The sequence below is a fragment of the Pseudomonas lurida genome, assembly GCF_013522705.1.
Classification (GTDB): Bacteria; Pseudomonadota; Gammaproteobacteria; order Pseudomonadales; family Pseudomonadaceae; genus Aquipseudomonas; species Aquipseudomonas quebecensis.
Map to the genome: position 1 here is coordinate 108,706 of NZ_JAAMRE010000015.1, position 10,727 is coordinate 119,432.

Annotated in this window: 10 protein-coding genes; 2 read left to right on the forward strand and 8 right to left on the reverse strand. The window is 58.9% G+C overall.

Annotated elements, in window-relative coordinates; translation table 11 throughout:
- Position 1: 1 nt before the first annotated feature.
- The 7 genes from G7025_RS14540 to G7025_RS14570 all read right to left on the reverse strand — a co-directional run bounded on the left by G7025_RS14540 (position 2) and on the right by G7025_RS14570 (position 4,851).
- Positions 2-709, reverse strand: coding sequence for a DUF1190 domain-containing protein (locus G7025_RS14540; RefSeq protein WP_181079869.1), 708 nt, complete (start codon positions 707-709; stop codon positions 2-4).
- An 18-nt stretch (positions 710-727) separates the two neighbouring features.
- Positions 728-1,156 carry a DUF350 domain-containing protein gene (locus G7025_RS14545; protein WP_034115228.1) on the reverse strand — a complete coding sequence of 143 codons (429 nt, stop codon included), beginning with the start codon at positions 1,154-1,156 and terminating at the stop codon, positions 728-730.
- Between the two features lie 15 nt (positions 1,157-1,171).
- Positions 1,172-1,843 carry a DUF2491 family protein gene (locus G7025_RS14550; RefSeq protein ID WP_181079870.1) on the reverse strand — a complete coding sequence of 224 codons (672 nt, stop codon included), beginning with the start codon at positions 1,841-1,843 and terminating at the stop codon, positions 1,172-1,174.
- Positions 1,830-2,864: an ion channel gene (locus tag G7025_RS14555; RefSeq protein ID WP_181079871.1), complete on the reverse strand. Its 1,035-nt coding sequence runs from the start codon at positions 2,862-2,864 to the stop codon at positions 1,830-1,832. Before G7025_RS14555 ends, G7025_RS14550 begins: the two co-directional genes overlap by 14 nt.
- 73 nt (positions 2,865-2,937) lie before the next feature.
- Positions 2,938-3,498 carry a rhomboid family intramembrane serine protease gene (locus G7025_RS14560; RefSeq protein ID WP_181079872.1) on the reverse strand — a complete coding sequence of 187 codons (561 nt, stop codon included), beginning with the start codon at positions 3,496-3,498 and terminating at the stop codon, positions 2,938-2,940.
- 55 nt (positions 3,499-3,553) lie between these two features.
- Positions 3,554-4,252 (reverse strand): PspA/IM30 family protein, encoded by a 699-nt coding sequence (locus tag G7025_RS14565; protein ID WP_094065968.1) that lies wholly within the window; start codon positions 4,250-4,252, stop codon positions 3,554-3,556.
- Between the two features lie 17 nt (positions 4,253-4,269).
- Positions 4,270-4,851 carry a YjfI family protein gene (locus tag G7025_RS14570; protein ID WP_181079881.1) on the reverse strand — a complete coding sequence of 194 codons (582 nt, stop codon included), beginning with the start codon at positions 4,849-4,851 and terminating at the stop codon, positions 4,270-4,272.
- Positions 4,852-5,220: 369 nt separating this feature from the next.
- On the opposite strand from G7025_RS14570, the gene ycaC reads away from it, so the two are divergent.
- Positions 5,221-5,853, forward strand: coding sequence for an isochorismate family cysteine hydrolase YcaC (ycaC, locus tag G7025_RS14575; RefSeq protein ID WP_093514305.1), 633 nt, complete (start codon positions 5,221-5,223; stop codon positions 5,851-5,853).
- Positions 5,854-5,913: 60 nt separating this feature from the next.
- On the opposite strand, the gene G7025_RS14580 is transcribed toward ycaC, so the two are convergent.
- Entirely contained in the window at positions 5,914-6,945 is a 1,032-nt protein-coding gene (locus G7025_RS14580) for a PDDEXK nuclease domain-containing protein (protein WP_181079873.1), read from the reverse strand.
- 484 nt (positions 6,946-7,429) lie between these two features.
- Between G7025_RS14580 and G7025_RS14585 the strand changes: the two genes are divergently transcribed.
- Positions 7,430-10,727 (forward strand): DUF6531 domain-containing protein (locus G7025_RS14585; protein WP_181079874.1); only part of this gene is annotated, 3,298 nt, incomplete at its 3' end.

A 10,727-nucleotide genomic window follows, 5' to 3' on the forward strand; every position in this document is an offset into this window, starting at 1 on the left:
CTTAACTGCTCGACCCGCCGCCCCAGCCGCTGCGTGCGCTGGCCTTGCTGCCGAAACCGCCACGGGAGGTGGCCGATGCCACGGAGCCCGACGTGCCGGAGGAGCGCAGCGTGTTGGTGTAACTGCTGCTGCCATACCGGGCCTGGTTCGAGCGGCCGAACGTGGCGCCATTGGAGACGCGCTGATTGAGCGTCGAGTTGGCGTAGTCGCCGCGATCATCGCGATAGCGATACACGGGCTCAGAACGGTAGCTGTTGCGATTGCTGCTCAGCATGTTGCCGATCAGCAGACCGGTCAGCAGGCTGCTGGTGGAGAAGCCGGAGCCGCCGCTTGCCTGAGCATTACCCGCCTGAGCATTGGCAGCGTCGACCTGGGATTGTGTCACCTGGCCTTCGGCGGTCAGCTCGAAACCGCCCAGCTTGGGAATGAACTGGCCATTGGAGTCCAGCTGGCACCAGCCGGCGACAAAGTCGGCATCGCAGTCGGCCTGGCTGGCGTACACCGGAGCGATGCGGCGATGCTCGGCCATGGCGGTCATGTAGGCGTCCGAGCAGACGTCCACCGGAAGCTTTTCATCGGCGCATTGCTGAACGGACTGGAAGTTGTACTTCTTCTGCAGATCGTAGGTTTTTTCCGTCGGCCCGCAGCCGGAAATCGCCATCGCGACCGACGCTGCCAGCGAAAGCTGGACGTACTTGCTTCGTTTCATCGGGAGCTCCGTGCGCAATCAGTTCTGGGTGGGCGTCATGCAGGCGGCATTCAACATGCCGACGCTGATAGCCACGGCGGCCACGTAGATGCCTGCCGCAAGCTCGCCCTTCCTGATGCGCTCGGACGTGCCTTTGAGTACCAGGCTGGTCAGCAGAAACGCCAGCAGTTGGACGACGGCCGCGATCACTGCCCAGACGACGAAGTCGAGAATGCTGATCGAGTAGGCAATCACATTGCTGGCCGGAATGGCGAACCCGACGATGGCACCGCCCAGGGCAACGGCTGCGGAAACATTGCCTGCACGGATCAGTTCGAATTCTTTGTGCGGGGTGATGCGGGTGTAGATGAACTGGAACAATGCGAACAGTACGGCAGCGCCCAGGATGTAGGTCACAAACCCGAGCACAGCGGTTTTGTTCAGTGAAATGGAGAGAGCTTCTAGCATGTGTTTCTTCCTTTTTTAGAGCGCTTTGAAGTCGGTTGTGTACAGCGAAATGCCCAGCGATGTGCTCAGGCTAACGGTGCCTTCAGCGTCTTCCTCGACGGAAAACAGCAGGAACTCACGTCGATCGGTCAGGCCTGTATCCCGTGCGTATAGCATCGAACGGTGCTCGACGCTGTAGGCGTCTTCGGGGTTGATCACCTGCTCACTCATGGCCACCAATTCTGTCTGACCTTCCTCGCTGCCCCATACACGCGCGTATTCGACGCCGTTGTGGGTGTAGGTCGGCAAACCGATCAGACTCTGCGGCCCCGCCAGGCGGCGCAGTTCGGCCTCGCTGCTGAGGGTGACGTAACTCAGGTAGTTGAACAGGATCACCGACTCGACCTGCCCGGTGATATCGCCCGTGGTGTGTACCTGCAGCCAGTAATCTTCGTCGTTCATGTAGTAGCGAGACAGCCAGGTCGACTGCCCGAGGTCAACGGTGCCGTTGCTCCAGATTTCCTGGGTGCCGGGGATGATCACCGTGGTTTTGCCGTCGAGCAGCAATTTCAGGCTCGTGTCGAATATCACGCCTTTGCCCGGCGCCAGGCCCAGCGGCCCGGTGGTCGGCACGGCTTGGCCAGGCTCTTTCGATTGTGTATTGGCGTGCGGGGCCTCAAGCCCCATCAACTGTTTAAACCATCCCATTGGAGATTTCCTTGAGGCGGGTGGAGGCGATGTAGAAGAGTTCGCCACCTGCAACGCGCGTGTTGCTGGGCGGGTTGATCGAGGGTTGCGGGGCGCCTTGGGCGCGATAGCCGATGAGTGTGGCGTTGTGGCGTTCTTTCATTTGGGTGTACAGGTCGCCGAACGTGGCTTCAAAGGCCTCGGGCAATTTCATCAAGTATTGGGTGGCACCTTGGCCCACGCACAACAGCTCATTGATGACCACCGACGAGCCCGGATCCTGAGACGCGCGCACCAGCATTTCGATAGCCATGCTTGATGTGCATTCCAGGCTGGGGGCGTAGGAGCTGGCCAGGGCGGCAATTTCGCTTTCATTGAAGTGGGCAACCACATGACCAACCGGGCTCAGTTGATTCACCGCCAGCACGGTGGCCAGCGTCAGATCATCAGACGGAGTGCGCACCAGCACACGCTCGGCACCGGGCACGCCGGCACGCAACAATAACGCTGTCGAAGACAGGCTTTCACCCCGGATGAACGCCGCCTTGCCCGGCATCGGGTTTTCTTCGAGGGTGCAATCGCAAATGACGATCAGGTTGTCGTTCGAGGTCTCGTCCTGGAGCAACAACTCAATGACTCGCTCACTGGACGCGCCCTCCCAGCCAATGAGCACGGTATGACCGACCTTACCGGTGAAATCGCCTTTGCCCTTCATGCCTTTTCTCCATGCATCGATGACAGTGCTGGTGGTTTTGCCGATGGCTGCCGTCAGCAGCGCAATGCCCCCGAGCATCACCCAGGCAGCCACGAACACGCGCCCCGCCGAGGTCTGCGGCGCAAGATCGCCATAGCCGACCGTCAGCGTGGTGGTGAGGTAGAAGTAAATAAATGTGGCGGGAGCGGTGAGGTGCTGTTCGCCCAGGTACACCAGGCCCAGGTAGGCGGTGATCAGGTGTATCCCCAGGGCGATCACCAGCCCCGCCCAACCGAAGCGGTGAAAGAGCGAGGAAGCGTACCTGCGCAACAGAAGAAAAATCGACACGTTGTCCCTGGCTCCTTGGGTACTTGATTACCTGATGACGTTGTCGCCTCGACATCGGGATGCTCAAGCGCGCTCAGCCGGCATTAAACCTGCTGCGTGGTTTGGAGAGAAGTACCTTGGCTGCAATAAATCCGGCGAACGCGCCAAACAGATGCCCTTCGAAGGAAACACCCTGGCGAGGCAGGAAGCCAAGGATCAAGCCGCCATACAGTGCCGCGACGACAGCGGCCGTTATCAGGTTGCCCCAACTCCTGTGGAACCAGGCGCGAGACAACAGGTAGGCCCATAGCCCGAAGACCCAGCCGCTGGCGCCCACGTGTATGCCGGCAAAACCGAACAGCCAGACCAGCGAGCCACCCAGCACAATGATGATCGCGCTGACGGCCACAAACCGATTGAGCCCTTCGATCATCACCAGGCTGCCCAGGATCACAAAGGCAATCAGGTTGGCGCTCAGGTGGGCGAACGAGCCGTGCAGAAACGGTGACATGAGTATGCCGGGCAGCCCCTGCAGCGTTCTCGGGATCAGGCCGAACGCCATAAGGCTGTAACCGGTCGCCACATTGAGCAGTTGCAGCGCGACCATCAAGAAGGCCAAGCCTGCGATTGTCTTGAAACCCTTCAGGGCATCCATCCTGACCTCGACAAAAAAGGGAGGGCAGACACTGCCCTCCCAGCGGCGACGTTGCTTACTCCGCCGACTTTTGCTTCAGGCGCTCCAGAATCGCATTGGCGCTGCCTTCATCAGGCGTGATGCCGGCGTCGCGCAGCTTGCGCTCCAGATCGGTCCCCGTCGAAGCGTCAGCCAGCTCATCCTGGGCTTGCAGTTCAGCGGCGCGTTGCTGCTGCTTGGCCTGCAAACGATTCAGCGTACCGACGGCGGTTTCCAGCTTGCCGTTGGCACCGCCGCTGGCGATGGAGGCGCTGACCTGGGCCTTCTGTACGCTGTCGCGAGCCTTGGCCATATCCACTTGCTGACGCAGGCTTTTGATCCGGCTTTCGGCCTTGGTGATGTCCTTGCGCATGCCTTCCGCATAGCCACCGAACTCAATGGCTTGCTTATGCTCGACATCCCGCTCGTTGGTCAGGGTCGAAATCGCTTCGGCCACTTCCAAGGCGAGGTCTTCACGATTGGCCTGCAGGGCCGCCACTGCCTTGGACTCCAGGTCCTTGATCTTGGCGTCGTACTCGTTGACGCGATCAGTCGCCAATTTGTGCTTGGCCATGATGCTGACCAGCTCACGCTTGGCGTTGGCCAGCGCGGTGTCGGCATCGCGAATTTCCTGATCGAGGATGCGCAGGGCCTGTTGGTCAACGATAGATTCGCCGACTTCGTTGGCACCGCCACGCAGCGCGGTGAACAATTTGCTCCAGATGGACTGAGTCATTGGATACTCCCGAATACTTAATTGAAGAAACGTTCGAAGGCTTCGCTGGCGCGCTGCACGTTGTCGACCAGGGTTTTCACCTCGGTCACGATATTGGTCAGGCTGGAGTCGGAGCTCAATGCGCCGAACATGTTGTAGACCACCTGCCCGTTCGGCATGGACTCGATACCGATCGAGGACAGCGGGAACATCTCCCGGCTGCGCAACACCGCGTCATTGAAGGTTGCGACATCGTTGATGGACTCGGCATCGACCAGCACGGTATCGACGATGATCTGCTCGCCCACCACCGCGATGTAAATCGGCAAGCCACCGAAGTCGTTCATTTCCAGCTTGATACTGGATTCGGAGCCTTGGACCAGAGACAGCGTAATGTCCTTGGACACCACCTCGTCCAGGGCCTGAAGAGCGGTGAAGAGGCGATCGATATTCCAGTTGGTACCTGCGCTCATGAAATTCTCCGACATGAATGAACCAACCAGAATCGGCTGGCGAAGCTGTTTCTCCATTTGCTTGAGCAGGCTTCGATTTTCGGGAAGCACCCAAGTCTCGTGTTTCACATAGCCGGCGGCCGCCAGGCCTGCGCGCATTTGCTTCATGTAGAAGCTTGATGGCTTTTTGACCGACGGTTTCAAGCGCTCTCCCTGAAGACGGGTTGAATCGGTATCGGCCCCTGGGGACGGGTTCGATGGAGAGCTGCTTTTCATGGTGCTGACCTCGCTGTGAAAAACTCACGCGTGAGAAAATCTACAGGCAATTTTCAGCAGGCTCAATAGCTCACGCGTGAGATTTTTTGTCGTACTTCTTTCAGTGACGCTAAAGGTCGCTGCTGCTAAATGACCGAAATTGTCACCTTTGAGTTGACGGTATTACCCATATCAGACGATTTATCATGCCGTCGCTACCCATTAATCTGTGCCCATGTTGAACGCAACGCCCTAACCCACTTAAACAAAAAGGATTCAACCATGAGCACTGCAACCTACAACCGCCTCAACAAAGACGACGCCGTAGTCCTGCTGGTCGACCACCAGACCGGCCTGATCTCCCTGGTTCAGGACTTCTCGCCCAACGAGTTCAAGAACAACGTGCTGGCCCTGGCCGACCTGGCGAAGTTTTTCAACCTGCCGACCATTCTCACCACCAGCTTCGAACAGGGCCCCAACGGCCCGCTGGTGCCGGAGCTGAAAGAGATGTTCCCGGACGCGCCGTACATCGCCCGCCCTGGCCAGATCAATGCGTGGGACAACGAAGATTTCGTCAAGGCAATCAAGGCCACCGGGCGCAAGCAGATCATCATTGCCGGTGTGGTCACGGATGTCTGCGTAGCGTTCCCGACCTTGTCGGCGCTGGCGGAAGGGTTTGAGGTGTTTGTAGTAACCGATGCTTCCGGCACGTTCAACACCACGGTGCAGCAGGCGGCGTGGAGCCGCATGACACAGGCCGGTGCGCAGTTGATGAACTGGTTCTCGGTGGCCTGTGAGCTGCACCGCGACTGGCGCAACGATATCGAAGGCCTGGGGAATTTGTTGTCCCAGCGCATTCCCAACTATCGCAACTTGATGAATGGGTATGCGGCGCTGACGGCTCATCAGAAGTAAGTCAGCCGAGATTCGCGATAAGCCTGCCCTCAAAAGCGGGCTTTCGTTATTCAACCGAGTTTAGCCCGCCAGTTCCCGCTCAATTTGCTCGATGCTTGGCAAACTGGTTTGCAGCTCTGCGGGTAATGCCCCTACCAGTTGATATTCCGCCACTCCGATAGGTCGGTTGTTATCGCGCAGTGCATACTCAGCTACCACCGCGTTCTTGCTCTTGCACAATAATAGGCCAATCGTTGGCCCATCTTGCGGATGCCTAAGCTGAGCATCTACAGCAGCAAGGCAAAAGCTCAGCTTGCCTAGGTGTTCAGGCTTAAATTTTCCCGCCTTGAGCTCGATCACCACGTAGCAACGCAGCTTCACGTGGTAGAACAACAGATCAACGAAGAACTCATCGCCACCCACATCCAAGAGAACTTGTTGGCCGACGAACGCAAAACCAGCGCCCAACTCCAACAGAAAGTCGGTGACGTGTTTGATCAGGGCATTTTCTATGTCGCGCTCCTGCGCATCCAGGGCCAGACTGAGAAAATCAAAACGATAAGGATCTTTCAGCGACTCACGCGCCAGGTCGGATTGTGGCTTGGGCAGGTGGTTTTCGAAATTGCTGACTGCTTTACCCGTGCGCTCCAGTAGGCGAGTTTCGATTTGCATCACCAGCGTGTTGCGGGACCAACTGTGTTCAATCGCCTGCGCGATGTACCAACGACGGGGTTCTGGGCCCGGAAGTTTGTCGAGCAGGACCACATTGTGACCCCACGGCAATTGTGCAGCAGCCTGTTGCACAAATTCCGAATCCGGCCAAGCTTCAGCAAATGCACGCATGTACTTCAGGTTGCGGGGCGAAAAACCTTTCATGCAGGGAAAACTCGTACACAAATCTTGAGCAAGACGATCAATAACCTTGCTCCCCCACCCCTGCTGGTTCTGGCGGGTCAAAATCTCGTGACCGATATTCCAGTAAAGGAGCACCATTTCTCGATTGACTGCCAGTGACGCACGCTGTTGTGCCACGTGGATGCGCTTTTTAAGGCCGGTCAGCCAATCGCTGTAGCCCGTCGGAGGCGCCGTCAAACGGATAGACCTTTCGCTCATGCCTGTTTCACTCTTGAGTTTTCGGCAGGCTAGTCAGAGGCCTTTGCAGTAACAAGGGGTCGTAAGCGCTTCAGGAGCTGCCCGACACATCTTACGGAACGGCCCTACTGGCAATTGCAAATCAGCTTATTGCAACACTCTCTGAAGCAGGTCGGCGGACGATTTGGAAAAGGGAGAGGCCAATGCTTTGCCCTGAGATCGAGCAGAACACGCTATTGCCAATTTAAGAAGCGAGACCTGGCCAGGCAAATCGCCGTATTGCAGAGGATGCAGGCTGGGCTGATTGAATTTGAACCCCAACTTAAAGAAGCACAAAGCACTGCTCGTCAATGAGCATGATCGCCATTTGAAGTAGCCCCCAACTGTGATTGGAGCTGACTATTACGCGACCTTCGTAAGCCCTTTCTGATTTTTCCCGCCGTTCATCCAGCCGCTTTTCACTGCGGCAGACTCCGACGCCTTGCCCTCTGCCGAGACGTCACGGATGACCCACGCTTCCCACATTGCCTCTATCGAACATGAGCTGGATGGCTTTCATCAGAGCCTGGTGACTTATCGCCAGCAGATGGGCGCCTGGTATTCGCGGGCGCTGGATTCGGTGAGCCATGCGGCAGATATGCCGTCGTTGCTGGGGATGGATCGGGTGTTGCGCGTCGGTGACGCGCAGACAACCGTGAGCATAAGCGACCCGAACTTTATCGGCAGTGTTGCCGTGTGCCAGTTGGGCGGCGAGCTGAAGATAGAGAGCACATTCGACTCGGTGTATGACGTGCCGATTGGCGACATTCCAGTCGAAGTGATCGGGCTGGATGACGGCAGTTCCACGCGGGTCATGCTGGATGAGCACGGCAAGGGCTCACACCTCTGCGCCGCTGGCGGGCGCTATCAGGTGCGGGTACAGGGCGGTGTTTCCCAGGAGCAGGTGGATGCGTTGTTCGCCTCCTACGCCGGGCTGATGGCGGACCTGGAGCGGTGGCTCCGCGAACAGTGGCAAGGCTTCAAGCCGCATTGGCAGCAGTCCACGGCCAGTGCGATTGGCAGCGGCGTACTGGCGGGCAGTTGGGCCGCGATCCGGGACGTGTGGGACAGCATCAAGCTGGTGCAGGCGATGCTTGAAGACCCGTTGAAGTACGTCGAACAGCTGGGGGCTGAAGCGACCAAGCTCGCACAAATCGCCACCGATGCGCCCAAGGTCATGGCACAGGCGATGTTGCTCGCGAGTGATGAGGCGGCGCTGTTCCTGCTGGTGCGCACGGCGATGATCTGGTTGGACGCATTGCCGCCCAGTGAGATTGCGCAAGTGGCCGCTGGGTTTGTGGTGTCGCTGCTGATTGACCTGGTGATTGGCGCGGTGCTGACCATCGCATTGCCGGCGGCGGCTGTGGCGTATTTGAGCCTGCGGCTGGCCAGGTATGGCGCACAGATTGTTAAGGCGGCTGTAGGTTTTGTTCAGAGCGTGCTGGCGATTCTGACGAAGTTCATGCAGGCGGTGGATCGCTACAAAGCGGTAGCGGTTCGCGGCGTGGTCGGCGGGGTGAAGCAAGGCACGCTGCAGATGCGCTGGCGGGCGCGGCAGAACGCGGTGCTTAAGCAAAAAGAGCCTGTGGATGATGTGCCTGCTGTATCGACGAATCCGAAGGGCGATGCGGCGGCCTCTTCGGATAAGACCGTCACCAACGGCTGCCCGGTGTCGATGGTTACCGGGGAGGAACTGTTGACGCTGACCGATGGCAAGTTGGATGGGATTTTGCCGTTTGAGTGGGCACGGTTGTATCGCACCAGTGCGGTGGAAGTGGATGTCGGGTTGGGGTTTGGCTGGAGCCATGCGTTGGCGCAGCGGCTTTGTGTGTCGGGCGATTCGGTGGTGTGGACGGATCATGAGAACCGGTCGATCACTCTGCCCTTGCCCACCTCTGTGCGACCGGCGATCACTAATAGCTTGGCCGAAGCGGCGATCTATCTGGGGGATTCGCCGGATGAATTGGTGCTGGCGCAGGCGTCACGGTTTTATCACTTTCGCGATGGCGCATTGGTCTCGATCAGCGATGCGTATGACAACCGGCTGCGGATTGCCCGGGATTTTTCCGGGCGTATCGAGCGAGTGGATAACGGGGTTGGTCGCTCGTTGTTTCTGCGCTACTCGTCCGGTCGCATCGTCGCGGTGGACTACCAGGTTCAGCGCGCCAAGGAGCATGAGCCTTACGAATGGATCACCGAGCAGAACGTTGTTTCCTACGCCTATGACGACCTGGGCCGACTGGTTTCGGCGACCAATGCCGTCGGTGAAAGCGAGGTGTACCGCTACGACGAGCAGCACGTCATTGTGGAGCGCGTCCTGGCCGCTGGGGCGAGTTTCTTCTGGGCGTGGGAACGGGCTGGCAAGGCGGCGAGATGCATACGGCATTGGGCCAGCTTCTCGCAGATGGACACGCGCTATGCCTGGGGTGATGACGGCCGCGTCACGGTGCATAACGCCGATGGCAGCCAGGAAGTGTATGTCCACGATGAACGCGCACGCCTGGTGCAACGTATCGATCCCGATGGCGCGCAGCACTTCAAATCCTACGACGAAAAAGGCCGGCTGACAGTCGAGCAGGACCCGCTGGGGGCGGTGACGGCGTATCAGTACGACGAAGCCGGACGCTTGGTGGCGTTATTTCCTGGGGATGATGAGCCAACAACCTACGAGCATGACAACGGTTTCGTACGCGTGGTGCGACGGGGTGGGGCGGTTTGGAAGTACGAGCGCAATGACCAGGGCGATGTCGTTCGTAAGATCGATCCCGATGGGCATGTCACGGATTACAGCTACAACAAGTACGGACAACTGACCGGGGTTTGGTACCCGGATCACAGCTGCCATCGGCTGGTGTGGAATGAACGCGGTCAGCTCATTGAGGAGCAACTACCCAATGGCGGGATCAAGCGCTATCGCTATGACGACCTGGGCCGCGAGGTGGCGCGCGAGGATGAATTCGGCGCGCTGACCCAGTATCAGTTGGACGGTGTGGGCCGGCTGATTCGTCTGACACTGCCAGGCGGTGCCACCCGCGAATACAGCTACAACCCCTACGGAAAAATCACCGCCGAACGCAACGAACTCGGCCACGTCACCCGCTACGACTACGCCGACGGCCTGCACCTGATCAGCCGCCGCCTCAACGCCGATGGCACGCAGGTCAACTACCGCTACGACAACGTGCGGTTGTTGCTGACCGAGATCGAAAACGAAGTCGGCGAAACCTACCAACTCGACTACCACCCCAACGGCCTGATCCAGCAGGAAACCGGCTTCGACGGCCAACGCACCGCGTACACCTACGACCTCAACGGCCACCTGCAGGAAAAGACCGAACACGGCGACGACGGCAGTCAGCGCATTACCCGTTATGCGCGCGACCACGCCGGTCGCCTCGTACGAAAAACCCTGCCCGATGGCAGCGTCGTTGAATATGCCTACGACCGCCAGGGCAATCTCCTCAGCGTCGACGACGGCCACTGGGCGTTGGCCTACGAATACGACCGCCAAAACCGCCTCACCGCCGAACACCAGGGCTGGGGCACCCTGCGCTACGGCTACGACGCCTGCGGCCAGCTCAAACACCTGCGCCTGCCGGACAACAACCGCGTGGTGTTCAACCACGACAAGGGCGGGCATCTCGCCACCGTCGAACTCAACGGCAAACCGCTGACCTCACACCTGTTCAAATCCGGTCGGGAGCATCAGCGCCAACAAGGCCAACTGCTCAGCCACTACCACTACGACGACCAGCAGCGCCTGC

Coding starts and splice junctions, on each gene's coding strand:
- G7025_RS14580 (WP_181079873.1), bottom strand. CDS start 6,945: ATGAGCGAAAGGTCTATCCGTTTGACGGCGCCTCCGACGGGCTACAGC.
- G7025_RS14540 (WP_181079869.1), bottom strand. CDS start 709: ATGAAACGAAGCAAGTACGTCCAGCTTTCGCTGGCAGCGTCGGTCGCG.
- ycaC (WP_093514305.1), top strand. CDS start 5,221: ATGAGCACTGCAACCTACAACCGCCTCAACAAAGACGACGCCGTAGTC.
- G7025_RS14560 (WP_181079872.1), bottom strand. CDS start 3,498: ATGGATGCCCTGAAGGGTTTCAAGACAATCGCAGGCTTGGCCTTCTTG.
- G7025_RS14545 (WP_034115228.1), bottom strand. CDS start 1,156: ATGCTAGAAGCTCTCTCCATTTCACTGAACAAAACCGCTGTGCTCGGG.
- G7025_RS14565 (WP_094065968.1), bottom strand. CDS start 4,252: ATGACTCAGTCCATCTGGAGCAAATTGTTCACCGCGCTGCGTGGCGGT.
- G7025_RS14550 (WP_181079870.1), bottom strand. CDS start 1,843: ATGGGATGGTTTAAACAGTTGATGGGGCTTGAGGCCCCGCACGCCAAT.
- G7025_RS14570 (WP_181079881.1), bottom strand. CDS start 4,851: ATGAAGCAAATGCGCGCAGGCCTGGCGGCCGCCGGCTATGTGAAACAC.